This window comes from Burkholderia sp. 4NA327C6 (assembly GCF_005502655.1).
GTDB classification, from domain to species: Bacteria; Pseudomonadota; Gammaproteobacteria; order Burkholderiales; family Burkholderiaceae; genus Burkholderia; species Burkholderia contaminans.
This window is the reverse complement of sequence record NZ_SCNZ01000035.1, coordinates 63,987-89,873: the sequence shown is the minus strand read 5'-3', so window position 1 is coordinate 89,873 and position 25,887 is coordinate 63,987. Positions and strand designations below refer to the sequence as shown.

Here is a 25,887-nt window from a genome sequence, read left to right as displayed (position 1 = left end):
TGCCGAAGACGCGCTCGGGCAAGATCATGCGGCGCCTGCTGCGTTCGCTCGCGAAGGGTGAAGCGATCACGCAGGACACGTCCACGCTCGAGAATCCGGCCATCCTCGAGCAGTTGAACCGCTCGATGTGACACCGCCCGCCACGGCGGGCGTTCCGCATCGACGCGGCGCCGGAGCGCGGCCGTATCCGGCTCGCGAAAAGCATTGCCGTGCGTTCCCGACGGCACGGCATGCAGGCGGCTCGCATCGAGTCCATCGCCGCCGATTTAATTAGTTATACGTATTACAACACTCAACAAGACGGAGACAGACGATGAACGGAAGGACACGGATGATTGGCGCGGCACTGCTGGGCGCAGCGGCCAGCACGAGCAGCTTCGCCCAGAGCAGCATCACGCTGTACGGCGACCTCGACGCCGCATTGCTTTATACGAGCCGATCGCTCGACTCGGCAACCGGTGGCAACGCCGGACGCCAGTTCGCGCTGACCGACACCGGCATGACGCCGACCAACTTCGGGATGACGGGCAGCGAAGATCTCGGTGGCGGGCTGCATGCGAGATTCAAGCTGGAAAGCGGCTTCAACATCACGGACGGCGCGTTCGGCCATTCGAACGGCAACTTCTTCGGCCGCCAGGCGTGGGTCGGCATCGACGGCGGGTTCGGCGAGGCCAAGGTCGGCCTGCAGTTCTCGCCGTTCGTGCTCGCGATACTCGGCTCGGATCCGCGCAATATCTCGCACTTCGGCGCCGCACTGATTCCGTACGTCGACAACGTGCTCGTCACGGGTCTCTTCAACCCGAACGCGATTTCATATACGAGCCCGACGATCGCCGGACTGACGGCCAGCGCGATGTTCGGATTCGGCGGGAAAGCCGGCGACTTCCAGGCGGGACGCCAGTATTCCGGCAGCCTCACCTATACGAACGGCGGCTTCATGCTCAACGCGGCGCTCTACGACGGGAACGGCGGCACGTCCCCCACGCCGGTTCCGAGCACGGTCGCATTCGTCGGCCGCACGATCGGTACCGCCTACACGTTCGGGCCGGTAACGGGCAAGGCGTCGTTCACGAGCTACAAGGTCGCCGGATCGTTCAGCAACAACGTGTACAGCGCCGGTCTCGACTATCGCGTCACGCCGGCCCTCGACCTGAACACCGGCGCATGGTACACGACCGACCGCAACGATTCGCACAATCACTCGCTGCTAGCCGCGATCGGCGCCGACTACAGCCTGTCGAAGCGAACGGGCCTGTATGCGCAGGTCGGCGTCGTCAACAACCACGGCGCGATGAATACGGGCCTCGGCATCACGGGTGGCGCGTTGTACGGGTTGCCGGGCACGACGGTCGGCGTCAACGCCGGCATCCACCACGTGTTCTGACGCAGCGCGTGCGGGCGGGCGGCCGGCATGCGCCCGTCCCCGCCCCGCACTGGTACATGGCCGCTTCGAACGCGGATGACGATGTGCCGCGCCCTGCATCGCCCGGGCAATCGGGCCTCGATGTTTACCCGACCTCAAGTCCGGGGCCATGCTGCCGTCAAGTCAGGAGCGCGCGCCCGATATCCGCCCGGAACCGGGCGTGCCCCTAAAGGAGACCCAGCAACGTGAACTTCTTCGGAATCGGCCGCGGCCGCCGTTCGTCGCGCGCGGTCGTCGGCGACATCGCCGAGCAGGCCGGCAGGCTCGGCATCGAGATCTGCGACGTGTCGGGCCATGTCGAGGAAGTGGCCGCCCGCGTCGCCCGTCAGGCGGAGGTCTGCCACACGCTGCGCGAATCGGCCGCCGTCACGCTGCGCGGCAACCACCGGATCGCCGAGGCGGCGCAGCAGGTGCGCGACGTCAGCGTCAATGCGTCGAATGCGGTCCGGCAGTCGCAGCAGACGATCGAGGCCTCGCTCGCGGACATTCACGGCCTCGTCGAGGGCGTCACCACGATCAGCGACCAGATGGGGGCGCTGCGCGATGCGCTCGATCACGTGCGGGCCGTCTCCGAGGATATCTCCGTCATCGCGCGCCAGACGCACCTGCTCGCGCTGAACGCCGCGATCGAGGCTGCGCGCGCAGGCGACGCGGGCCGCAGCTTCGCCGTCGTCGCCGCCGAGGTGAAGAACCTGTCCGCGAAGACCGGACAGGCGACGGCCCAGATCGAGACGACCCTCGCGCGGCTCGCCGAGCAGACCGAACACCTGATCGCCGAGGGAACCGACAACGCCGCACGCGCGCACCGCGTGCGCGAAGGCACGCGCGCAATCGGCGAAGTCGTGCACGCGACCGGGCATGCGATCACCGAGCTCGCCGGCGAAGCCGAACAGATCGCGTCGCTGACCGACGAGATCGAGACGCAGTGCCACCGCCTCGACGAGCAGGTGGGCGAGATGGCGTCCGGCGTCGAAAACTCGAGCAACAACTTCTCACAGGCCAAGGACCGGCTCGGCAATCTGCTCTCCGTCTCCGAGACACTCATCGAACTCACGGCCGCGACCGGCATCGAGTCGCCCGATACGCGCCTGATCGAAACCGCAAGGAACACCGCCGCCGCGATCAGCAAGCTTTTCGAGGAGGCGGTCAGCCGCGGCGACATCACGCTCGACGCGCTGTTCGACGCGCACTACGAGCCGATTCCCGGCACCGACCCGCAGCAGTTCATGACGCGCTTCACGGCGTTTACCGATCGCGTGCTGCCTGCCATCCAGGAGCCGGTGCTCGAGATCGACGCGCGCATCGTCTATTGCGCGAGCTTCGACCGGCAGTGCTACCTGCCGACCCACAACCGGAAGTTCTCGCTGCCGCAGCGCGCGGACGCCGCCTGGAACGCTGCGAACTGCCGGAACCGCCGGATCTACACCGACCGGACGGCGCGCACCTCCGTGTCGCATACCAAGCCGTTCCTGTTGCAGACCTATCGGCGCGACATGGGCAACGGCCAGTTCGCGCTGATGAAGGACGTTTCCGCACCGATCGTCGTCGGCGGGCGGCCGTGGGGTGTCCTGCGGATCGGCTACAGCGTCTGAATCGGGGCGCGCGGCCTCTGCTGCTCCAGTTCCAGCTCCACCGCCAACGGCCGTCGATCGCCGCGCCCGTGATCGTCGAACGCTAGCAACATCGGAATGATTCAGGCGGTTAGTGGATCTCGATTCGTAACCCTCCAACGTAATCTGGGTCGACTTCACGTTTCAGAGTCCAAGCTCGTCAGCAACGACATGTACTGTGCAGCAGAAAATCGGCGTCACTGTACATTTCATCCCGCTTCCACCTGAAACACAATGCCCGTCAGGCTCGGGATCAGCCCATCCGGAAGGGCCTTCGGCACGCCATACCTGGGTACAAGACGATTGAAGCAATCCGGCCCGCTCGAGGCATCACGGCGGCGATGAAACCTGGACGCCAATTCCATGAACACCTCCGCTGACCCGCTTCCGTCGTCGCTTGGCGCTGCCACGTTCGTTCCATTCCTCGTCGCGAGCATTGCACTGGCCGCCGCCTACGGCGCCAGCTTTCTCCTTTCCGAGCATTTGCGTCAGAGCGGCCTGGATTCATCGATGGCAGGCGCGGTGATCTCGACCGGCATCCTGACCATGATCGTCAGCTCCGTCATCGCGGGATGGGTAGCACAACGAATCGGCTTGATGTCGACGATCGTGGCGGCCGCCGCCGTCATGGCACTTTCCATGATCGCATTCAGCCTGGCAGCGCACGATGTGCGGATCGCATTCATCGGCGGCCTGCTTCTGGGAACGGGATGGTCGGCCTTCTACATACTCGCGCCGCTTCAGATCATTCATCACCTGCGGCCCGCCGCGCGGATCAAATACCTGACCTTGCTCTCGGGCGGCCAGATGGTCGGGCTGGGTCTCGCGTCACCGATCGGCCATTTCGTCGCCAGCCGCTTCGAGTCGTATGCCATCGTCTACGCAGGGCTCGCGGGTCTCTGCGTGATTGCCGCCATCGCATTTTCGCTCGTCCGAAAACGGACGGAACGCACACCACAACCGCAGATCGACGCAACCGGACTGACAGCCGCGCGAGTCGCCGAGATCCTGCGCCATGGCACCCGCCTACCGATCATCATGATCGGACTCGCCGCATGCGTCTTCTCCGCGTTGTCGAATTTTCAGACGATCTATGCGGAATCGCGACACCTGTCGCCCGACACCTTCTTCGTGACGTTCACGTTGACGACCGTCTTCTGCCGATTCACGCTGGCGCAGACGATCAGCCGATTGCCAGTCCGAAAACTCGCGTTCACGCTGTTCGCCATGACACTCCTGGCGCTGGTTCTCTTCGTGTCGAACCCGGGCAGCGAAATCCTGTACGTGATCGGCTCGTTCATCTTCGCGATCGGCTACGGCCTCAGCTATTCCACCTTGAACGGCATGGCGGTCAATCTCGCCGGTGAGAAGGGCCTGTCCGCATCGGCGTGTTCGCAAGTCTTCACGATCGCCTACTTCACGGGCCTGTTCGGGTTTCCGTACGTGGCCGGCGCATTGGTGACCCACGTCGGCGTGAACGGGATGATCGTCGCAACGATCGCTGTCGTCGCCATCAACTTGCTGATGCTCGTTCACGCGAGCCTTCGCCGCGACAACGCGCAGATCGCGGCACGCTGACCGCGAACGCGCAATACAGACACAGGTTCAGATAAGGCCCCTACTGCTCCAGCCCCACCGCCAACGGCCGCTGATCGCTGCGCCCGTGATCGTCGACCACCCGCACCGTATAACTCCCGGCCGTCCGCGGCTGCCAGAACAGCGCATCGCCCGGCGCGCCGCGCCCGACAAACGCATCGTTGACGAACCAGTACAGCGCATGTGCGCTCGCATCGGCCGTCGCGTTGAACGCGATGCGCGTCTCCTCCGTACGCTTCACGCGCATCGCATACGTACTGCCGCGCAGCGGCGACGTGATGCGCGGCGGGTCACCTTCGACCTGCCCTGCATCGCGACAGTCCGCGTTCTGCGGCGGCCGCCGGCGCGGAATGCCGGCCTGCGCGAACACCTGCTGCAGATCCGACGGCCAGAACTCGAAGATCTCCGTATGCGTGCGCTTGCCGTCGTACGGCGGACACGCGGCCTTCCCCGTCGCGTCGTCGATCACGACCGGCCGGTGCACGGTGCTCACGCGGATCGGCGACGTGCCCGGAATGAACCACGTCCAGCCCTGCTGCGGGCACCACTCGTTCGGCAAATCGCCGCTCGCGAGGCAGATCCGCACGCGCTTCAGCTTCGGCGGCACCGCGCGCGGCGGCTCGACGAGCGTGCGCTCGGCATTCAGCGCATCGACGACCTGGAAGAACAGCGGCGCGGCCGCGTCGACGCCGACGAATGCCGTATTGGTCGAATTGTCGAAGTTGCCGACCCACACGACCAGCACGTACGGGCCGAACACGCCGGCCGTCCATGCATCGCGGAACGACCATGACGTGCCGGTCTTCCAGTAGGCCGGCACGCTCGACGGCTGCGCGCCGGTCGTCTCGTCGGGGCGCAGATGCTGGCGCAGCATGTCCATCGTCATGTAGCTCGCCTCGGCGCTGAGCAGGCGCCGGCCGGGCAGCGCCGGTTCGTCCGCGCGCAGCCGCAGCGGCCGGAACTCGCCGCGATTCGCGAGCATCGCGTAGAGCGCCGCGATATCCTGCATCGTCACTTCACCGCCGCCGAGCACCAGCGCGAGCCCGTAGTGCTGCGCGCTCGCGAGCCGGCGCACGCCGGCTTCCTGCAGGAACCGGTACAGATCGGGCGACTTGAGCTGCGACGCGACCCACACGGCCGGCACGTTGCGGCTGCGGTTCAGCGCATCGGTCGCGGTGATCGGCCCGAGGAAATGGCCGTCGAAATTCTCCGGCGCATACGGGCCGAATGCGGTCGGCACGTCGCGCAGCACGGTCTGCGGATGCAGCACGCCCTGGTCGAAGCCGAGCGCATAGATGAACGGCTTGAGCGTCGAGCCGGGTGAACGCCGCGCAAGCGTGCCGTTCACCTGCCCGTCGATCGCGCGGTCGAAGAAGTTCGCGGAACCGACGAGCGCCTTCACGCCCATGTCGCGCGTATCGACGAGGATCGCCGCAGCATTGCGCACGCCGCGCGTATCGTTGCGTGCGACATAACGTGCGATCTGCCGTTCGAGCGTGTGCTGCAGGTCGAGATCGAGCGTCGTCACGAGTCGCGCGTCGGCGTCGCTGTCGTTCGCCGCGGCGCTCGAGGTCGTACGCCATGCGTTGCGCGCGGCGAGTGCCTGGCCGACCGCATGCGGCGCATCGAACGGCAGCGCGGACAGCGGCCGCATCGCAAGCGGCAACGCGAACAGCGGCTTGAACGATGCATCGCCCGGATGCTTCGTCAGCCAGCGCGCATACAAGCGGTTGCGCGACGCGGCCAGCGCTCGGTTGATTTCATCCTGCCCGCCGCGCACGCGCCGCGCCGGGTCCTGCGGAATCACCGCAAGCGCGAGCGCCTCGGGCAGCGTCAGCGCGTCGGGCATCCGGTCGAAATAGACGACGCTCGCGGTGCCCGCGCCTTCGACGTTGCGGCCATACGGCGCATCGTTCAGATACGCTTCGAGGATCTGCCGTTTCGAATAGAAGAGTTCGAGCTGCACCGCGCGCGCAACCTGCTCGAGCTTGCCGGCCGGCGTGCGCGTGTTCAGCCGCCACAGCGAGCGCGCGAGCTGCATCGTCAGCGTCGAGCCGCCCTGCGGATTGCCGCCGCGCACGTATGTGATCCAAGCGCCGCGTGCGAGCCCGTACGGGTTGAAGCCGGGATGCCACCAGAACCAGCGGTCCTCGTGCAGCATCACGGCTTCGACGAGCTGCGGCGACATCCGGTCGAGCGGCACCCACAGCCGGTAGCGGTCGTCCTTCGCGAGCGTGAGCCGCAGCAAGCGGCCCTGCGCGTCGACCACCGCGACCGACGACGGCTTCCATTCGCGTAGCGGCGGATGCGGCCACAGCCGGCATGCGGCCAGCGCGCCGAACACGAGCAGCACGCCGGCGATCCAGTTCTGCCAGCGATGGAGCCACCCGGCGGCGCCGTGCAGCACGCGCCGGCGCACCGAAACGTCGTCAGCCACGCGCGGGCGCTCCTCGCACCCGGCGCGGCCAGCAACGACGTTGCAGCGTCGTCGTCATCGCACGCGCTCCACCGTCAGGGTCGTGCCGCCGGGCGCCTGCGCCTGCAAGCGGCGGTCGTACATCGACTCGCCGTAAGCCGGCGGCGCGATGAAGCGGCCCGCGTTGCTCGCCTTGATCCGGTAGACGAACTCGCGCACGTCGGTCGTCGCGGTGCCGTAGATCACCACGCGATCCTCGCGCACGTCCGCGAACTGCGGCTGCCACGTGGAACCCTTCACGCCGATCGGCGAACGCCAAGGGGCATCGGCCACCGGCGCCGACGCGCCGCCATCGCCGTTGCCGTCGCCGTCCTGCGTGTCGGTGACGGGCGGCGGCGCGATCACCGGATCGAAGCCGCCCGGCAACAGGTCGACGATCGCGATGTTGCCGACGCTCGCCGAGCCGGTCGCACGGATCTTCAGGTGCACGTCGATCTCCTGGCCGACCGTGATCTTGTCGAGCGGCTTGCCGTCCGTGCCGGTATAGTCGCGCACGATCTCCAGCCCGTTCTTGATCGCCTTCGTCGACGTACCGCGGTCGTAGCCCGACTGGCTCGTGATCCACCATGCGGGCAACGTGCTGCCGTTCACGAAGTCGACGCGCGATGCAGCGGCCGACCACGTGCCGGAGCGCACGAGGTTCGCCTGGATCGACGACACGTCCTTCGGCGCGGCGCCCGCGCGCACCTCGTCGATCGCGAGCTGGTCGAGCTGGCCCGCGCTCGACGCCGCATACGCATCGAGCGCGAGGATCGTCATCGCCGACGACAGCGTGTTGTAGCGATTGTCGACGAGCGGCGCGGCGAGGTTGTCCATCGCGCGCGGCGACAGCTTGCGCACGCGCTCGGGGAAGTGCTTCGCGACCAGGTACAGCACGCTCGCGTCGCGCGTCAGCGGATCGAGGTAGTAGCCCGTCACGTAGCCGCCGTCGGACGCACGCTTGCGCTCGAGCAGCGCCTGCGGGCCCGCGATCAGCGCCGAGGCCTCCTTGTCCTGCTTCAGCAACTGGTACGACGCGGCGAGCCATGCGGCCGCGAGATCGTTCTTCCAGTCGTTCGGGTATGCATCCTGCAGCCGCTTCTGCACGGCCGCGAGGCTGTTGGTCGTCACGTTGCCCTGGCGCGTCAGCAGATACACCGCATACGCGCGCTGCCGCAGCAGGTCGAGCGAGCCGAGCGAATCGTTCGCCGCGAGCTTCTGCAGATACTGATTACCCGCGTCGAGCATGTCCTTCGGCACCGCGATGCCGCGCTCGCGCGCGTCGAGCAGCATGTGCATCGCGTACGCGGACACGAACGGATCGGCGTCCGGCGTCGCGCTCCACAGCCCGAACCCGCCCTGCGCGTTCTGCCGGCTGCGCAGCACCCCGAGGAACTGCGCGATCGCCGCGGCGTTCGTCGCGTCGGCACCGGCGTCGGTTGCGTGCATCGCGCTCGTCAGCGCGCGTACCGACAGCCACTTCGCCGCGAACACGCGCGGCACGGCCGCACTCACCAGCTGCTCGCTGCAGGCGTGCTCGAAGTTGACGAGATACGACGACAACCCTTCGGACAACACGAGCGGCGCGGTGGAGATGCTCGCGTCGCGCGATGCATACGCGTCGTACATCGACCGCAGGTTCGGCACGCTCGCCTTCTTGCCCGGATCGAGGCGTGCGATGTCGAGCTGCGTGCGGAACGCAGCGGCCGGCCGCACCGACACGTCGACGCGCTGCTGCGCGCCCTTCGCGCCATAACGCGCGCCGAACGACAGCGAACCCGAGCCGAGCGTGTCGGTCGCCTTCACGCGGAACATCGCGACACCTTCGTGCTGCGGCGCGAGTGCAACGTTCTGCGTGGCCGGCCCGACCACCTGCAACTGCGGCCCCGTCTTCAGCGTGACCGCGACCGGCACCGGCTGGTTGCCGGCACCCGTCAGGTTGTTCGCGACACCGACGCTGACGTCGGCCTCGTCACCCGGCGCGAGCGTCGTCGGCACGTTCGGCGACAGCACGAAATCGCCGCGCACCGTCGTCGCGCCTTCGAACGTACCGACGAGATCCGGCGACACCGACACGGCCATCACGCGCAGCTTGCCGTTGAAGTAATCAGGCACGGTGTAGCTCAGGCGCGTGTCGCCGTTCACGTCGACGATCCCCGACCAGTAGACGACCGGCTTGTCGCGTTTGCGCTTGAACGGGTTCAGCTGGCGGCCGATCGCATCGTCGGCGTCGCCGCCCGGCGCGGCCATCGCCATCAGCTTCTCGAAGTCCGGCAGGATCAGGTCGAGGATCTGCGACGTGCCGACTTCGAGCATCCGCTTGCGGAAGAAGAACTTCAGCGGATCGCCGAGCTTGTAGCGCGCGACCTGCAGGATGCCCTCGTCGACCGCGAACACGACGACCTTCGCGGGCTTCGCCGAATGCACGGTGAAATTCACCGTGTCGCCGGGCTTCACGAGCGCCGGCGCATCGACCGACACCGCGTTGCGGCGCGCGTCGAGGTTCACCGAGAACGGCACGACGCCGTAGCTCAGCGGGCTCATGAAGATCTCGTCCGACGACGGATCGCGGATGTACTGCACGTTGATGTAGCCGTTACCTTCGAAGCCGGCCGGCACCGTGATGTGCTGGATCGAACTCGTCGTATCCGCATGGAACCACGCGTGCGCATACACCTTGTCGCGCTCGATCGTGATCAGGCCGCTGCCCGCGTAAGGCGCGCGGATCGCGATCTCGACCTGCTCGCCCGGCTTGTAGTCGTGCTTCGCGAGCGTCACCTGCAGTTCCGCGTTGCGGTCGAGCGAACGCGTGACGTTCGCGTCGCCCGTGACCGAATACTCGATCCGGTTCACCGCGGCGCCGGCCGCGTTGCGGATCACGAGCGCATAGCTGCCCGGCTTGTCGGTACGCAACGTGAAGTCGAGCCCGGCTGCCGGAATCGCCAGCGGCTTCTCGTCGACCGGCACTTCCTTCAGCCGCGAATCGTATTTGTACGCGCCGGAATCCTGCTTGGTCAGCACCGACACGTAGCGTTCCTCGACGAGTTGCGCACGCAGGTCCTTCACGTCGATCGCCTTCGCGTTCGGATCGATCGCGACGAGCCGCACCGTGCGCGGGCTGCCGCGCTTCACGTAGCCGAGATCATCGACCGACTTGTAGCCGACGAGCCAGTCGTTGTTCGACACGAGCGCCTGCGCGTTCGCGGCGACGTTGCGCCCGCCTTCCGCTTCATAGGCCTTCGCCTGGAAGTAGAGCTGGTAGGTCGCGTCCGCGTACTTGTCGAGATCGAGGTCGAACTCCGCATGGCCCTTGTCGTCGGTCGTGCCGTCCTGCAGCGTCGTCGTATAGCCCTCCTTCGCGCGGCGGGCATCGAAGAAGTGATAGCCCTGCCAGCTGCGGAACGACGGCCACACCGGACGCAGCGTCAGCGTCGCCGCGACGCGGCGCTTCTCCGCCGGCGTGCCGAACAGGTTCTGCGCATCGACGATGCCCTTCAGCCCCTTCGGCTTCACCCATCCTTCGACGACCTGCTGCGACAGCTTCGCGTCGACCTTCATCCGGTCGGGCAGGAACTCCTTCACCTGCACCGTCGTGCTGCCGATCGGCTCCGCACCGGGCTGGCCGTCCTTGACGATATACAGGTTGACCGTCCACGTGCCGGTCGGCGCCGTTTCGGCCGTCGTATAGCCGAGCTCGGTGAAGCCGGTCGCATCGACCGTCACCGGCTTGCGCTCGATGGTGATCCCGCGCGGGTCGACGATCTCCGCCTGCAGCGGCACGCCGGCCGGGCTGCGCGCCCAGCTCGCCGCGCGCACGATCAGGCCGATGTGGAACGGATCGCCGGGCCGATACAGCCCGCGATCGGAGAACAGGTACGCGGACAGTTGCCCCTGGCCCGTCGCATTGCGCTCGCCGTCGACGTCGAAACGCGAGAGATCGAGCTGGCGATCGCGGCCGGCCACCGGCAGGAACGACAGGTCGGTGTCCTTCTTCACGACGTAGAGCTGCGGCCGCTTCTCGCGGTCGAGCCCCTTGAACGCGGGGAAATGCACGATGCCGTCGGCGCTCGTGGTCTGCGTGAACAGCGCCTGGCCGTTCACGGCGAGCACCGATACGGTTGCGCCCGCAACCGGCTTGCCCGTTCGGATCGACTGGATGAATACGTCCTGGCTGCCGTCCAGCGCCTTCTTGACCAGCATCCCGAGATCGGTGACGACGATCAGGCGCGTGTCGCCGAGCGCGTTGTCGCTGTCGTCGCCGTTGCCGTTGCTGTCGCCCGAATCGGCGTTGTCCGACTGATCCTGGCTGCCGTCACCGGACGATGCATCGCCATCCTTCGCATCGTCGGCTTTCTTCTTCTCCGCCGCCGGATCGTACTTCGTCAGGTGCAGCAGGAACACGCCGCGCTTGCCGCCCTTCAGGTACTGGCCGAGATCGATGCCTTCGTAATGCGCCTTGCCGGGGTCGCCGGCAGGGAACGCACGCGTCTGCACGAAGCGCTCGACGATGTGATCCTCGCTGAACGAATACGACAGCTCGGGCCGCGCGTACGTGCCGTTGTTGAAGCTCACGAGGTGCTGGAGCTGGTCGGGCAGCACGCGGCCGATCTCGACCTTCATCCCCGGCAGGTTGCGCGACACGACCGACAGCCGCTTGCTGCCGCTCATCGACAGCAGCGAGCCGTCGGCCATGAAGCGCAGCAGCTTCGGATAGTCGGGCACCGTGAACGCGGTCGTCACCGGCTCGGCGAGCAGGTAGCCGCCGGCCGATTTCAGGTCGCCCGCGAAACGCACGACGATGCGATCGCCCGGCGTCGCGTGGTACTTGAAGCTTTGCAGCGTCGCGTAGTCGTTCTCGGTCGGCACCGCGTCGAGCGGCAGCGGCTTCGACTGCTTCAGCACCGCGTCGCTGATGTCGGCCACGTTCCATTCGTACGGCGGATCGTCGTCCGACTGATCGACGCCCGGCTTGCGCTTCGGCAGCACCCACGCCTTCGCGCGTGCGGCCAGATCCACGCTGCGCACGCCGTCGGATGCTTCGGCGACGAGCACCTGTTCGGGCTCGTAGCGCTCGTTGTCGACGAGCGTCGGCGCGACGTTGGCGATCGACAGGCTGTAGAGCCCCGGCACGTCGACCGACGCATGCAGCACGTCCGGCGTGCCGTTGCCGCCGCGCGAACTCTTCACGCCCTTGTCGACGTCGAGCCGTGCCACCAGCGGATCGCGCGGAATCTCGAGCGGCTGCGAGTAGACCCACGCGCTCGTCTTCATCTTGTCGTAGTTGACCGTGTAGCGCAGCGGCGTCGTATTTTTGCCGTCGCGGCCGACCAGCACGAGGCCGATGCGCTTCTCGAACTCGGCCGGATCGACCGGGTAGTTGAAGCGCAACTGCATCAGCGCCTGCTTCTCCGCCGGGTTGTCGGGGTTCTGGTAGAACTCATTGTTGCCGAACGTCGCGGCGAACGCGGGCAGGTCGAACGCGAAACGGTCGTCATGCATCGTCACCTGTGGCGCGAACACCCGGTGCACCGCGAAGCGCACCTCGACGTGCGCACCGACCGGCCAGTCGGCCGCCGGCGTGAAACGCAGCGTCTTGTCGTCGGCCCACTCCCACGCGCCCTTCAGCGCGGGCGTCATCTCGATGCCGTCGCCGGCCGGCTTGCCGACCTGTTCGATCGGCGCGGCCGATTGTGCAAACACGACTTCGAGCGGATGCACGGTGATCTTCGGCTTGTCGCTGTCGTCCACCTCGTAGGTGGTGATCGCGGGCGCCTTCACGGTGAAGCTGACGGTCGCGGGCTCGGGCGGCTTCGGGCGATGCTTGAACCAGTAGCCGCCATAGCCGAGCGCGGCCGCGAGCAGCACGAGGCCGCCGGCATGCCACGGGCGGCGGCGCACGGCCGCGGCGGTGACGCCCATCCATGCAGGCGCCGTCCACGACACGTCGCCCACCAGCGGCCGCAGCGCGCTGCCGAGCAGCCACCACAAGAAGCCCGCCACGCGAATCGGCAGGAGCAGCAGGAAGCGCAGCAAATCCATTGTTATTTCCTTGTCAAGGACATGCTGCCTGGTGCGGCAACCTTCCCCGAATTGTTATGGGTCTGTGACGGCGCGGCCCGGTTGCGCCGTAATTGCTTGGTATGTTCGACCGGATGCTGGGCGCCATTATCGATCAGACCCGAAACGATGGAAATATCGGCGTGCCGGCGCGCAACGCCGCCGGATGACCGGCCGGTCGGGCGGATATCGGCCGTCCATGGCGCAACCTCTGCACACGGCGGCGCCGCGTTCGCTAGAATGCGCGGCTCGGCAGGATCGAATCGAAATGAAAGGAAACCGCTTGAAACTCCCGTTCGAATGGCAGATCGGGCTGCGCTATGCGCGCGGCGGCCGGCGCACGGCCGGCGACGGCTTCGTGTCGTTCATTGCCGGCGCCGCGATGGCCGGCATCGCGCTCGGCGTCGCCGCGCTGATCGTCGTCCTGTCGGTGATGAACGGATTCCGGACCGAAGTGCGCGACCGGATGCTGTCGGTGCTCGCACACGTGGAAATCTTCTCGCCGACCGGCACGATGCCCGACTGGCGGCTCACCGCGCACGAATCGCTGCGGAATCCGGCGGTGCGCGCCGTCGCCCCCTATGTCGACGCACAGGCGCTGCTGACGAATGCGGGCAGCGTGACGGGCGTCGCGCTGCGCGGCATCGATCCCGTGCTGGAGCCGCGCGTATCCGAGATCGCGCGCAAGCTGAAGACCGGGCGGCTCGACGCGCTCGTGCCGGGCGAGATGGGGATCGTGCTCGGCTCGGCGCTGGCCGACGCGCTGCACGTGAAGATCGGCGAGCGCATCACGTTCTTCGCGCCCGGCAACACGGCGCGCATCGGCGACGCGCTGCCGCAGTTCCGGCAGTTCAACGTGGTCGGCACGTTCGAGTCGGGCCACTACCAGTACGACAGCGCGCTCGCCTACATCCACATCCGCGACGCGCAGACGCTGTTCAACGTGCGTGCGCCGACCGGCGTCCGGCTGCGCATCGACGATCTGCAGCGCGCGCCGGAGATCGCGCTGGAACTGTCGCGCACGCTGTCGGGCGATCTCTATATCCGCGACTGGACACGGCAGAACCGCACGTGGTTCGAGGCCGAGCGGCTGCAAAAGCGCATGCTGTCGCTGATCCTGATGCTGATCGTCGCGGTCGCCGCGTTCAACCTCGTGTCGTCGCTCGTGATGACCGTCACGCAGAAGCAGGGCGACATCGCGATCCTGCGCACGCTCGGCGCGCCGCCCGGGTCGATCATGAAGATCTTCGCGATCCAGGGGATGACGATCGGCCTCGCCGGCACGCTGGCGGGCGTCGCGCTCGGCTGCGCGATCGCGGTGAGCATCCCGTGGGTGCTGCCCGCGATCGAGCAGTTGCTCGGCATCCGCTTCCTGACGCCGTCCGTGTACTTCCTCAGCTCGCTGCCGTCGAAGCTCGCGGCGGCCGACGTGATCGAGATCGCCGCGGCCGCGTTCCTGATGTCGTGCGTCGCGACGCTCTACCCGAGCTGGCGCGCCGCGCGGGTACGGCCGGCCGAAGCGTTGCGCGACGAATAGGCCCGCGACGCGCGGTGCCCGGCTCGCCGTGGCGTGCCGTCATGCGACCTCGTGGAAACCGACGCTGTTGCGGCCGTTCAGGATGTCCTCGAACGCCGCCCCGAAACCGACGTCGATCAGGCCCGGGCGTCGGCCGTAGGACTTCTGCCCCGAATCGTCGACGAAGATCGCCGCTCCCGACGACAGCTGACGGTCGGTCTCCAGCAGTGCGAGCGTGCCGCGTGCGCTGCCGGCCGACGGGTCGAGCGTCAGCCGCGTGCCGTCCTGCGTGGTGAAATGCCCGCCGACCTCCTCGAACGTCCGGTTGCGCACGACGGACGCGTTGATCTCCTTCATGAACAGGAAGTCCGCGTCGGCGCGCTGGCTGGCCACCTTGCGATCGTCGTCCGTGAACGTCTCGCCTACGGCGGCCGCGCCCTGCTCCGCGAAGTCGACGGCCTGCTGGTGAAACGCGCGCGTCGCGAGCACGAGGCCCGCGTTCGCATTCAGCGTCGACTCCACCCACGCGCGATCGCTTTCCGTCATCGTCTTCGCTACGACCTTGATCTGGCCGTCGTCGGTCTTGAAATCGAACTGCGCGTCGGCCAGGTCCGGCCGCTTCGCGATGATCTCGTGCATGCTCGTCGCGAGCTGGCTCGTGACGTCGCGCAGCTTCGTCGACAGGTTGCCCAGTATCGACATCTGCTTCATGCGCGCCGCCTGCATCGCGTCCGGGTCCAGCGCCCGGATGGTAATCGGCGCGTCCTGCGGTTGCCCGGCCGCCGCGTCCGTCTGCTGGCGGCCGTCGAGCGCAGCCTGCTGCACCATCTGCGCGAGCGAAAGGCCGCTCGCTGCCGTGACCGAAGTCGTCATGCCCTCTCTCTCCTTTCAATCTGTTTTTTACCGTTTACGGACAGATTTTCCGGAAATTTAGACCGATCGCAGGTCCGTCGCCTCGCACGCTTAAAAACTTTGTTTGACTCAAACTAAAAAAGTTTGACACCGAGATTTCACTGAGATAAGTTTTGCGCAAGCTTCCGGAAAGCATTCCGGCCGGCCCCGCCGACTCGCGTCGCGCTTTCCTGCCGTTGCAGCACCGCCGTTCGCACCATCCCCGCCTCATCGCATCGTGCCGTTCCGTTTCATCTGAAACCTGAAGGAAGATCGGGCATGCCCGCATTTGATTCGCACTCCTGTATTCATTTCGCGCCGCCGGACCCGCTTCGACCGGGCGGCCCGAATCAGCCGTCGCGCTGACGCTTTTCCGGTCGGGGCGATGCAGTCGCCCCGACGCTCGCCGGGGCGCGCGATGCGTGACGCGCGTCGACACCGGCCGTGACACCCGGGCATCGCGCCCGGCGCTTTCGCAGGTGCAGTTCCGTTTCATCCGATGCAGCACCCGGCCGGGCCGCAGGGGGCATATCGCGGGCCGGCCGGTTCCAGACAATCACAAGAAGAGGTCGACAATGGACATTCATCGAACCGGATTGCGTCGCGCGTGGCTACCCGCGCTCGTTGCGGCCGCAATGCTCGCCGCGTGCGGCGGCGACGACGGCGGCAGCGTGGCGGGCGTCTCCGCGCTCGCGCAGGGCAAACAGGAGGAGGCCGCCGCGTCGGCAGCCGACAAGCAGTCACTTGCGGCACGCATTTCGCCGTCCGGCGTCCCATACGCCAATCCGGCCAGCGGCGGCCGCTACCGGCCCGTGATCACGAACGGCCAGGTGCAGCCGTCGCTGTCGGGCGGCACGATCGAGGAGAACGCGTGGGTCGACACGCCGGTCGATTCCGACGGCGACGGCACGCGCGACCGCATCCACGTCCGCATCGTGCGACCGACCGAAACCGCGAACGGCGCGCGTACGCCCGTCATCGTGCTCGCGAGCCCGTACTACGCGGGCCTCGCCGACAGCCCCGACCACAACGTCGACGTCGAACTCGACGGCACGCCGCATCCGGCCGCCACGGCGGCCACGGCAGCGACCGGCGCCTCCGCGCGCATCATGGCCGCCGCGCCGCAGGTGCGGATGCTGCAGCAGGTCGAGGCGGCCGCCGCAGGGCGCTCGTGGATCGAGGGCTACTTCATCCCGCGCGGCTTCACGATCGTCTACGCGGATTCGCTCGGCACCGCCGGCTCGGACGGCTGCCCGACGATCCTCACGCGCGACGAATCGGTCGCGATGGCATCGGTGATCCGCTGGCTCGGCCGCGACGCAACCGCGAAGGACGCGAACGGCAAGACGGTCGTCGCGAACTGGTCGACGGGCCACGTCGGCATGTACGGCGTGTCGTACGACGGCACGCTGCCGAAGATGGTCGCGAGCCTGCGCACGCGCGGGCTCGACGCGATCGTGCCGGTCGCCGGGCTGACCAACATGTACGGCTACTACCGCTCGGGCGGGCTCGTGCGTGCGCCGGAGGGCTATCAGGGCGAGGACGTCGACGTGTACATCAAGGCGCTGCTGACGAACGCGCATCCGGAGCGCTGCACGCACCTGATCGACGAAGCGCTGCAGCAGGAAGACCGCAAGACCGGCGACTATTCGCCGTTCTGGGCCGCGCGCGATATTCCCACCGCGTACGCGGTCGCACCGGCGCTCGTCGCGCAAGGGCTCACCGATGACAACGTGCGGGTCGACCAGTCGACGCTGTGGCATCTCGCGATGCGGCGCCAGGGCGTGCCGACGCAGCTGTGGCTGCATCGCCTGAAGCACACCGACCCGACCCGCGTGCCGGCGATGGCCGATGCGTGGACGGCGGAAGTGAACCGCTGGTTCACGCGCTACCTGATCGGTTTCGACAACGGCGTCGAACGCGATCCGCGCGCGGTGATCGAGCAGGCGGACGGCACGCTGCTGAAGGAAGCGGACTGGGCCGCGCGCCATGCCACGCCGGTCACGTACTTCGCGGGCGGCGACGGCGCGGGCACCGGCACGCTGCTGCGGCTGCCGAGCGGCGGCCCGCTCGCGCGCTTCACCGACGATGCGCGCATTCCCGCGCTCACGCTGGCGAACGCACCGACGGGCGAGAACCGCAGCCGGTTCGAAACCGCGCCGCTCACGGCCGCGACACGCCTGTCCGGTTCCGCGACCGCGCGCGTCAGGCTGACCTTCACGGCCGTGGCCAACGTGACGGCCCTGCTGGTCGATCGCGCGCCGGACGGCACGGCCACGATCGTCACGCGCGCGTGGACCGATCCGCGCAACCGCGTGTCGGAGTGGGTCTCGCAACCGGTTCTGCCCGGGATGCCGTATGACCTGAAGCTGACGTTCATGCCGCGTGACTACAAGCTGGAAGCCGGCCACCGGCTGGGGCTCGTCGTGCTGTCGAGCGACAACGAGGCCACGCTGCGGCCGACGCCGGGCACCGGGCTGACGCTTGACCCGGCCGGCACGTCGGTGACGGTGCCGTTGACGGCGTCCTGAACGGCTGCGTGACCGTCCTGAAGCGATCCCGGGACGCCAGTGCACCGGCGTCCCGGGATCGCTTCATTCATTCGCTTCCATTTTCCGATTCTTATGTAAACGGAAGCAATGACTCTTTAAAACAACAATTCCACGCTTCATCAATCAATTGCATTATTGAATCGAAATCAGAAACAATCTGATATCGCTTGACATCGATTCCCCGCCGGCTAGATTTAAAAGTCAATAATCCGGACATTTGTAGCCGGTCGCTGCGGGGGCATGGCAATGAACAACCTGGTTACCAGCAAAACCGTCGCATCCGCGTCGTCATTGAACGATCGGCGTCGCCAGCCATTCGCGGCCATTCGGGGCCAACTGCAGAACGATTACGAATCGCGGGTCATGGAGGCATACCAGGACGATCCGGTGAACTGGAGCAAGGCGATTGGCGATCGCCTCTGGTTCCAGTTCGGCGTCTATGACGATCCCCAATCGCCCAGGCCGGCCGACCTCGACGAATCGGGCCTCCGGTATTTCGAACGGCAACTGAAAATCGCCGGCCTGGACACACCCGGGCGCCAGCCGATCAACCGGATTCTCGACATCGGGTGCGGCTGGGGAACGGTGCTGCGCGATCTGTCCGAGCGGTTTCCCGGCTGTCATCGCCTGGACGGCATCAACGTCAGCGACCGCCAGCTCGAATACTGCGCCGAAGTCAACGCCGCGCGCGGCGTCTCCGACAGGATCAACCTGTTCCGGTGCAATGCACTGGACATCGACCTGCTGCCGGACTTCGACGTGCCCTACGACCTCGCGATCATGCGCGGCGTGATCTCCCATTTCCCCTATGATCTCTTCGAGATCGTGATGGCCAAGTTGCGCCGGCGGCTGGCCGCAAACGGGACGGTCATCGTTTCGGATAACTTATATAACGTCGACCTCTCCGAATACCGTTCCGATACGCCCGACCTGGTCGACAGGCTCGCGTGCAAGTATCGCAAGACGCCCGCATACCTGCGCCAGGTGTTCGAGCAAAGCGGCTTCCGCGTCAACGACATGCAGGTCCTGCCGAACCGGACGGACGCGACGCGATGGCTGCTGGACGTTCAGGACAACATCGAGCGCCATTTCCCGACGGGCGCGGTCGGCGCGCTGGAAGAACTCCGCGTGATGTGCGAAAGCCTGGCCGTCGCCATCGTCAAGCGTCAGGTTTCCATCTACAGCTTCGTGCTCAAGCACGGTTGACGAAGGCCACCCGTCCCGGCCGCCGGACATCCAGCCCGAGATCCCGCCATGACAGATATTCCCAACTTCGTTCGCAACCTGCCGGGCCTGCCGAAGCCCGGGGAAAAGATCTTCCATCCGGATTTCCATCTGCAACTGAAACCCATGTGGCATCCGCTCCATGACGAGGCGGAACGCCGGATCGCGCTCACGGATAGCCCGTACATCCTCGCCTACTACGGCAGCCAGAAGGCCGTCGAACATTATCTGGCGCAAAGCATGCCGTCATTCGGCGGGCTGTGCTATCCGCACACGCTGAACGACAGGATCTACGATCTGGAACGGATGATGAGCATCACCACGCTGATCGACGACACCATCACCAACCCCGTGATGCTGGATCAGGCGCAACAGCGCTCGACATTGCGTCAGCACTACTTCGATGCAATCGCCGGCATTCGCCCGCCCGACACCGCGCCCATCGCGCAATTGCTGTACGAGGGGCTGCTGCCCGTCAAGGCGCATCTGGCGTCGAAACCGCGTGTCTGGAAACGCATGGAGGACGCGCTGCATACGTTGATCGTCCGGCAGACGGATCCGCTGGCGTTGAAGATGGACGAACTCACGTTCGATGCCTACCTGGAGATGCGGCGCATCGACAACTACGGGGAATGGGCGGCCATCATGACGGAGTACGCGATCGACGTCGACATGACCGAGCACCTGGTGGCCGACCGCTCGCTGGCGGAAATGAGAACGGCCGCCATCGATTCGATTACGCTGGTCAACGACCCGTATTCATTCCGAAAGGAAATTCATATCGCCGATTCGGTCAACTCGGTCTGGCTGCTGATGTACCGGGAGGGCCTGAAACTCCAGGACGCGCTGAACAAGCTGGCAACGCTGGTGGCCGAGAACGAGCGCAACCTGATGGCCGCGCGCGACCGCGTCCTTGCCGGCCCGCTCGGGAATCGGGCGGATGTGCGCGCCTACGTGACCGAGCTCGAGCATCTGGCGTCCGGCAACGCGGAATTTCACGCGATCAGCACGCGCTACCACGGCCGGGATTTCAAGGGGAAACGGTTCATTTCCGGCGAGGTGACCATTCGGGCGCTACCCTCGACGGATGAAGTCGCCGCGGCCGATCGGGCCGGTGTCCGTCCCGCGAATTGAGGCGACCGGATCGGCGACGCAAACGCATCGATTCTGTCGAAACAACGGCAACAGACTCGCTGTGGCAGAAAAAACCGCCGTGCCTGCCGCACGAGCGGCCCTCACACCGGCGTCAGCACCGGCTGCCCTGAAAAGTGCCGCTCGGCATTGTCGATGAACTGCCGCACCGACCGATCGAGCGCCTCGGGCGACCAGCCACCCATGTGCGGCGTCAGCACGACGCTGTCGAGATCTGTCAGCGCGCGCGGCGGCTCGGGTTCGCCTTCGTACACGTCGAGCCCCGCACCCGCGATGCGTCCTTCACGCAACGCCTCCGCCAAAGCAGCCGTATCGACAACACTGCCGCGTGACACGTTGACGACGAACCCGCCGGGGCCGAGCGCATCGAGCACCGCGCGATCGATCAGATGCCGTGTGCCCGCGCCGCCCGGTGTCGCGACGATCAGGAAATCGGCCCACTGCGCGAGCGCGTCGACGCGGTCGAAATAGCGATAAGGGACCTTCTTCTCCGACCGGTTGTGATAACCGATCTCGATGTCGAAGCCGGCCGCGCGGCGCGCGCACTTCTCGCCGATCTTGCCGAGCCCGACGATGCCGAGCTTCTTGCCCGACACGTTCGGCGGCATCGCCAGGCCGTCGCGCCACACGCCCGCACGGGTTTTCGCATCGAGCTGCACGACGTTGCGCACCACCGCGAGCAGCAGCGCGAACGCGTGATCGGCCACGCAATCGTCGTTGGTGCCGGCGCCCGTGACCACGGTCACGCCGCGCGCCTTGGCATGCGTCACGTCGATGTGCTCGTAGCCGGCGCCGAGCGCGCTGACGAACGTGAGTTGCGGAAGACGATCGATCTCGGCGGCGGTGAGCCCCGTGCTGCCGTTGGTCAGCACCGCGCGTATGGCGCCGCCGTGTTCGGCGATCGCGCGTTCGCGTTCTTCGGATGTGGGGGCGTAGCGCACGTCGAACGACGCGGCGATCTCGCGATGCGCGTCGCCGCGCAATGCGATGAGAACCAGCAACTCGGGCTTCATGTCAGGAAGTGTCGGCAAGGCGGGAACGGATTCAGTGTAACAAGCCTGCAACATGGATGCGGGTAATCCCCACACGGGCTGTGGGCACGCCGCCGCATGCGGTTTGCCAAAGCCGGCTCAGTCAAGTAACTTTCGGCGTACGCCCCCGTCCTGGAGATTGGCCCGTATGAAGCTCGCCCTGCCCGCCCGGATCCTGGGCCTCGCGCTCGCCGCTACCCTCGTCGCGCCCGCTGCGCATGCCGACACGCCCGTCGTGGTGTCGTCGAAGATCGACACCGAAGGCAACCTGCTCGGCAACCTCATCGCGCAGGTGCTGAAGGCGCACGGTATCCCCGTCACCGAAAAGATCGCGCTCGGCACCACGCCGATCGTGCGCAAGGCGCTCACGAGCGGCGAGATCGACGTCTACCCCGAATACACCGGCAATGCCGCGTTCTTCTTCAACAAGGCGGACGATCCGCTGTGGAAGAACGCGAGCCAGGGTTACGACACCGCGAAGCAACTCGACTACGCGGCGAACCATCTCGTCTGGCTCACCCCGGCGCCCGCGAACAACACGTGGGGCGTCGCCGTGCTCGCACCGGTCGCGCAATCGCAGCACCTGAAGACCTTCTCCGATTTCGGCAAGTGGATCGCCGGCGGCGGCAAGGTGAAGCTCGCGGCGTCGGCCGAATTCGTGAACAGTGCGTCCGCCCTGCCGTCGTTCGAGAAAGCCTATGGCTTCAAGCTGAAGCCCGACCAGCTCGTGGTGCTGTCCGGCGGCGACACGGCCGCAACCATCAAGGCCGCCGCGAACCAGACCGACGGCGTGAATGCCGCGATGGTCTACGGCACCGACGGCGGCATCGCGTCGAGCGGCCTCGCGGTGCTCGACGACGACAAGCACGTGCAGCCCGTCTACGCGCCCGCACCGGTGATCCGCGAAGCCGTGCTGAAAGCGCACCCGCAGATCGCCGACTACCTGAAGCCGGTGTTCGCGAGCCTCGACCTGAAGACGCTGCAGTCACTGAACGCGCGCATCCAGATCAACGGCGAACCGGCCGCCGGCGTCGCGAAAAGCTACCTGAAATCGAAGGGCTTCGTTAAATGACGGGTCGCGCGGCGGCGTCCGCGCGGCGCATCACGGCGGACAAGGTCGGCATCCTGATCGGGGTCCTGACGATCGTCGCCGTGCTCGGCCTGCCGTTCGCGGTGCTGCGGCCGAACCGCATCGCGGCCGGCACCGACCTGTCGGTGTTCGCCGCGCTGCCGGCCCTGCAGGGCGCCGGGCTCGCCGCGCTGTGGATCGTCGGCGCGCTGTGGGCGATGACGGCGAGCCGCCCCGCGTGGCGCCTCTTGGCCGGCTGCGCGTGGCTCGCCACGCTCGCGTACGCGGTCGGCGCGGCCGCGGCGCACGTCGTCGCACCTGACGACACGCTCGCCCGCGTATCCCCCTCCTCCGGCGTCTGGCTGCTGCTGTTCGCGTGGGCCGTGCTCGTCGCGGATGCGCTCGCGCGCCTCGCATTCGGCCCGTGGCGGCGTCTCGCCGCGCTCGTCGTCGCGATAGCGGCGATTTCGGTGCCGCTCGCGAGCGGCTGGTGGGACGGCCTCTCCGTGATGCGCGAATACGCGGTGCGCAGCGACGACTTCTGGATCGAGGCGATCCGGCACGTGTCGCTCACCGGTGTCTCGGTGGCTGCCGCGCTCGTCGCGGGCGTGCCGCTCGGCATCGCCTGCGCGCGCATCGCGGCGGTGCGCACCGTCGCGATGCCCGTGCTCAATATCGTACAGACGATCCCCAGCATCGCGATGTACGGGCTGATGATGGCGCCGCTCGGTTTGCTCGCCGCGCACGTGCCGCTCGCGGCCGCGCTCGGCATCCGCGGCATCGGCGTGGCGCCTGCCGTGCTCGCGCTGTTCCTGTATTCGCTGCTGCCGATCGCGTCGAGCGTCGTGGTCGGGCTCGGCCAGGTGCCGCCGCACGTGACCGAAGCGGCGCGCGCGATGGGCATGACGCGCGTGCAGCGGTTGCTGCGCGTCGATCTCGTGCTCGCGCTGCCGGTGATCCTGAGCGGCGTGCGCATCGTGCTCGTGCAGAACATCGGATTGACCGCGGTCGCCGCGCTGATCGGCGGCGGCGGCTTCGGCACCTTCATCTTCCAGGGGATCGGGCAGTCGGCCGCCGATCTCGTGCTGCTCGGCGCGATCCCGACGATCGCGCTCGCGCTGGTGGCGGCCGTCATATTCGAAGCCGCGACCACGCTCGCGAAGGGGCGTGCAGGATGATCGAGATCGAACGTGCGGGCAAACGCTTCGGCGATATCGTTGCCGTCGACGACGTCACGCTGACGATGAAACGCGGCACGATCACCGCGCTCGTCGGCGCATCGGGCAGCGGCAAGTCGACGCTGCTGCGCATGATCAACCGGCTGATCGCGCCCACCAGCGGCACGATCCGCATCGACGGCGTCGATACGGCCACCGTTGCGCCCGAGCAGCTGCGGCGCGGCATCGGCTATGCGATCCAGGGGCACGGGCTGTTTCCGCACTGGAGCGTCGCGCGCAACATCGCGACCGTGCCGCGCCTGCTCGGCTGGCCGACCGACCGCATCGACGCGCGCGTGAGCGAATTGCTCGACCTGTTTCATCTCCCGCCGGCCGAGTTCGCGGACAAGCTGCCGCACGAACTGTCGGGCGGCCAGCAACAGCGCGTCGGCGTTGCGCGCGCGCTCGCGGCCGAGCCCGCGATGCTGCTGATGGACGAGCCGTTCGGCGCGCTCGATCCGATCATCCGCAACAAGGCGCAGGACGACCTGTTTGCATTGCAGCGCCGCCTCGGCATCACGGTCGTGATCGTCACGCACGATATCGAGGAAGCGCTGAAGCTCGGCGACACGATCGCGGTGATGGACGGCGGCCGGCTGCTGCAGGTCGCAACGCCTGCCGAGATTCTCGGCAAGCCGGCAGCCGGCGTCGTCGAACAGCTGGTCGCCGGCGTCGACCGGCCGCTGCGCCTGCTCGCGCTGACCCCGATCGACGCGGTGGCCGAACCCGGTCATGCCGACGGCGAACCGATCGCCGCGACACGCACGCTGCGCGATGCGGTGTCGGAGCTGCTGTGGCGCGGTGTCGATGCGCTTCCGGTCGACGATGGCGACGGCCGCAACACGCGCCGCATCACGCTCGACGCGATCCGTGCGCACGCAAGGAAGCCCGCATGACGACGCACGGCAGCACGCGGCCCGGGCGGGCGGCACTTCCCGCTTACATCGCACGCGCGGTCGCGCTCGCGCTGCTGCTCGTGCTGCTGTTGCGACCCGCATGGCTGCAAGGCTTGTTCGCGCCGTTCGCGGACAACGGCGCGCCGGTCATCTACGATCGCGCGAGCCTGCTCGACCTCACGCTCGCACATCTCGGCACGGTCGCATTGTCGAGCGTGATCGGCACGATCGTCGCGGTCGCGGCCGGTATCGCGGTCACGCGGCCGTGGGGCGCGGATTTCCTGCCGGTCGCGCGCAGCGTCGTCGACATCGGCCAGACCTTCCCGCCCGTCGCGGTGCTCGCGCTCGCGGTGCCGGCCGTCGGCTTCGGGTTGAAGCCCGTGCTGATCGCGCTCGTGCTGTATGGCCTCCTGCCCGTATTCGAAAGCACGATCGCGGGGCTCGAGGACGTGCCGCGCGACGTGGTCGACGCCGCGCGCGGGATGGGGATGAGCGGCTGGCAGCAACTGGTATCGGTCGAGCTGCCGCTCGCGTTTCCGGTGATCATCAACGGAGTCCGGCTCGCGGTCGTGATCAATCTCGGAACCGCGACGATCGGCTCGACGGTCGCCGCGCGCGGGCTCGGCGACGTGATCATCGCGGGGCTGCAGACGTCGAACACCGCGTTCGTGCTGCAGGGCGGCGTGATCGTCGGGCTGCTCGCGGTGCTCGTGAGCGATGCGATCGGCGCGATTGCGCGGGTGGCGAGCGCGCGGCGCGCGTAGAATCCATTGCGCGATTTTTGGAAGGAGAAACCATGACCGTTCCGGACACCGGCCCGTTCTTTCATGGCACGAAAGCGAATCTGCGGATCGGCGACTTGCTGACGGCAGGCTTCAGATCGAATTATCGCGATGACGTCGTGATGAATCACATTTACTTCACCGCCTTGCCCAAAGGCGCCGGCCTGGCTGCGGAAATGGCCAAAGGCGACGGCCGGCCGAGGGTCTACATCGTCGAGCCCACCGGCGAATTCGAAAACGACCCGAACGTCACGGACAAGAAATTCCCGGGCAATCCGACGCGATCGTATCGGAGCACATCGCCTTTGAAGATCGTCGGCGAACTCGAGAGCTGGGAACCGTACGATCCGGCGTTCATCCAGCAGCTCAGGATCCGCATCGAAACCGGCATCGGCGAGATCATCAACTAGCGTTCG

Annotated in this window: 16 protein-coding genes; 12 read left to right on the top strand and 4 right to left on the bottom strand. The window is 67.0% G+C overall.

The genetic code is table 11. The features are described from left to right. Window positions 1–313: 313 nt before the first annotated feature. The 3 genes from FFS49_RS29160 (at window position 314) to FFS49_RS29150 (ending at window position 4,611) form a co-directional block, all read left to right on the top strand. Complete coding sequence (locus FFS49_RS29160) at window positions 314–1,384, top strand: porin (RefSeq protein ID WP_137910306.1); 1,071 nt, start codon at window positions 314–316, stop codon at window positions 1,382–1,384. Between the two features lie 224 nt (window positions 1,385–1,608). Continuing rightward, entirely contained in the window at window positions 1,609–3,015 is a 1,407-nt protein-coding gene (locus FFS49_RS29155; RefSeq protein ID WP_137910307.1) for a methyl-accepting chemotaxis protein, read from the top strand. A 381-nt stretch (window positions 3,016–3,396) separates the two neighbouring features. Beyond that, entirely contained in the window at window positions 3,397–4,611 is a 1,215-nt protein-coding gene (locus FFS49_RS29150) for an MFS transporter (RefSeq protein WP_137910308.1), read from the top strand. A gap of 40 nt (window positions 4,612–4,651) precedes the next feature. Here FFS49_RS29150 and pbpC read toward each other — a convergent pair whose 3' ends face one another. Together pbpC and FFS49_RS29140 are read right to left on the bottom strand one after the other, a co-directional pair. Beyond that, window positions 4,652–7,066 (bottom strand): penicillin-binding protein 1C, encoded by a 2,415-nt coding sequence (gene pbpC, locus FFS49_RS29145; RefSeq protein ID WP_137910309.1) that lies wholly within the window; start codon window positions 7,064–7,066, stop codon window positions 4,652–4,654. Window positions 7,067–7,120: 54 nt separating this feature from the next. Further along, window positions 7,121–13,123, bottom strand: a complete 6,003-nt coding sequence (locus tag FFS49_RS29140; protein WP_137910310.1) for an MG2 domain-containing protein — start codon at window positions 13,121–13,123, stop codon at window positions 7,121–7,123. 301 nt (window positions 13,124–13,424) lie between these two features. Here FFS49_RS29140 and FFS49_RS29135 point away from each other — a divergent pair, with 301 nt between their 5' ends. Next, complete coding sequence (locus FFS49_RS29135; RefSeq protein WP_224755926.1) at window positions 13,425–14,678, top strand: lipoprotein-releasing ABC transporter permease subunit; 1,254 nt, start codon at window positions 13,425–13,427, stop codon at window positions 14,676–14,678. Window positions 14,679–14,717: 39 nt separating this feature from the next. On the opposite strand, the gene FFS49_RS29130 is transcribed toward FFS49_RS29135, so the two are convergent. Continuing rightward, window positions 14,718–15,530: a hypothetical protein gene (locus FFS49_RS29130; protein ID WP_137910312.1), complete on the bottom strand. Its 813-nt coding sequence runs from the start codon at window positions 15,528–15,530 to the stop codon at window positions 14,718–14,720. 593 nt (window positions 15,531–16,123) lie between these two features. On the opposite strand from FFS49_RS29130, the gene FFS49_RS29125 reads away from it, so the two are divergent. The 3 genes from FFS49_RS29125 (at window position 16,124) to FFS49_RS29115 (ending at window position 20,458) form a co-directional block, all read left to right on the top strand. Then, entirely contained in the window at window positions 16,124–18,079 is a 1,956-nt protein-coding gene (locus FFS49_RS29125; protein ID WP_137910313.1) for a Xaa-Pro dipeptidyl-peptidase, read from the top strand. A 267-nt stretch (window positions 18,080–18,346) separates the two neighbouring features. After that, entirely contained in the window at window positions 18,347–19,306 is a 960-nt protein-coding gene (locus FFS49_RS29120; RefSeq protein WP_137910314.1) for a class I SAM-dependent methyltransferase, read from the top strand. A 327-nt stretch (window positions 19,307–19,633) separates the two neighbouring features. Continuing rightward, a complete protein-coding gene (locus FFS49_RS29115; RefSeq protein ID WP_137910315.1) occupies window positions 19,634–20,458 on the top strand; it encodes a terpene synthase family protein in 825 nt (274 codons plus the stop codon). A 101-nt stretch (window positions 20,459–20,559) separates the two neighbouring features. Here the strand turns inward: FFS49_RS29115 and FFS49_RS29110 are convergent, their stop codons facing one another. Further along, window positions 20,560–21,489 carry a 2-hydroxyacid dehydrogenase gene (locus FFS49_RS29110; RefSeq protein WP_039346571.1) on the bottom strand — a complete coding sequence of 310 codons (930 nt, stop codon included), beginning with the start codon at window positions 21,487–21,489 and terminating at the stop codon, window positions 20,560–20,562. A gap of 166 nt (window positions 21,490–21,655) precedes the next feature. Between FFS49_RS29110 and FFS49_RS29105 the strand changes: the two genes are divergently transcribed. From FFS49_RS29105 to arr, 5 genes are read left to right on the top strand one after another with little or no spacing between them, the layout of a single operon-like run. Then, on the top strand, window positions 21,656–22,579 hold the full coding sequence (locus FFS49_RS29105) for an ABC transporter substrate-binding protein (protein ID WP_039346572.1): 924 nt from the start codon (window positions 21,656–21,658) through the stop codon (window positions 22,577–22,579). Continuing rightward, window positions 22,576–23,754 carry an ABC transporter permease gene (locus tag FFS49_RS29100; protein ID WP_137910316.1) on the top strand — a complete coding sequence of 393 codons (1,179 nt, stop codon included), beginning with the start codon at window positions 22,576–22,578 and terminating at the stop codon, window positions 23,752–23,754. The genes FFS49_RS29105 and FFS49_RS29100 overlap by 4 nt, the downstream gene beginning before the upstream one ends. Then, entirely contained in the window at window positions 23,751–24,689 is a 939-nt protein-coding gene (locus FFS49_RS29095) for an ABC transporter ATP-binding protein (RefSeq protein WP_137951033.1), read from the top strand. Before FFS49_RS29100 ends, FFS49_RS29095 begins: the two co-directional genes overlap by 4 nt. Then, a complete protein-coding gene (locus FFS49_RS29090; protein WP_071332030.1) occupies window positions 24,686–25,453 on the top strand; it encodes an ABC transporter permease in 768 nt (255 codons plus the stop codon). Before FFS49_RS29095 ends, FFS49_RS29090 begins: the two co-directional genes overlap by 4 nt. Before the next feature lie 32 nt (window positions 25,454–25,485). Beyond that, window positions 25,486–25,881, top strand: coding sequence for an NAD(+)--rifampin ADP-ribosyltransferase (gene arr / locus FFS49_RS29085; RefSeq protein ID WP_039346583.1), 396 nt, complete (start codon window positions 25,486–25,488; stop codon window positions 25,879–25,881). Window positions 25,882–25,887 lie beyond the last annotated feature (6 nt).

Excerpts from the sequence above, each read along its gene's own strand:
- FFS49_RS29160 (WP_137910306.1), top strand. The coding sequence starts at position 314 with ATGAACGGAAGGACACGGATGATTGGCGCGGCACTGCTGGGCGCAGCG.
- FFS49_RS29150 (WP_137910308.1), top strand. The coding sequence starts at position 3,397 with ATGAACACCTCCGCTGACCCGCTTCCGTCGTCGCTTGGCGCTGCCACG.
- FFS49_RS29140 (WP_137910310.1), bottom strand. The coding sequence starts at position 13,123 with ATGGATTTGCTGCGCTTCCTGCTGCTCCTGCCGATTCGCGTGGCGGGC.
- FFS49_RS29130 (WP_137910312.1), bottom strand. The coding sequence starts at position 15,530 with ATGACGACTTCGGTCACGGCAGCGAGCGGCCTTTCGCTCGCGCAGATG.
- FFS49_RS29125 (WP_137910313.1), top strand. The coding sequence starts at position 16,124 with ATGGACATTCATCGAACCGGATTGCGTCGCGCGTGGCTACCCGCGCTC.
- FFS49_RS29120 (WP_137910314.1), top strand. The coding sequence starts at position 18,347 with ATGAACAACCTGGTTACCAGCAAAACCGTCGCATCCGCGTCGTCATTG.
- FFS49_RS29115 (WP_137910315.1), top strand. The coding sequence starts at position 19,634 with ATGAGCATCACCACGCTGATCGACGACACCATCACCAACCCCGTGATG.
- FFS49_RS29110 (WP_039346571.1), bottom strand. The coding sequence starts at position 21,489 with ATGAAGCCCGAGTTGCTGGTTCTCATCGCATTGCGCGGCGACGCGCAT.
- FFS49_RS29105 (WP_039346572.1), top strand. The coding sequence starts at position 21,656 with ATGAAGCTCGCCCTGCCCGCCCGGATCCTGGGCCTCGCGCTCGCCGCT.
- FFS49_RS29100 (WP_137910316.1), top strand. The coding sequence starts at position 22,576 with ATGACGGGTCGCGCGGCGGCGTCCGCGCGGCGCATCACGGCGGACAAG.
- FFS49_RS29095 (WP_137951033.1), top strand. The coding sequence starts at position 23,751 with ATGATCGAGATCGAACGTGCGGGCAAACGCTTCGGCGATATCGTTGCC.
- FFS49_RS29090 (WP_071332030.1), top strand. The coding sequence starts at position 24,686 with ATGACGACGCACGGCAGCACGCGGCCCGGGCGGGCGGCACTTCCCGCT.
- arr (WP_039346583.1), top strand. The coding sequence starts at position 25,486 with ATGACCGTTCCGGACACCGGCCCGTTCTTTCATGGCACGAAAGCGAAT.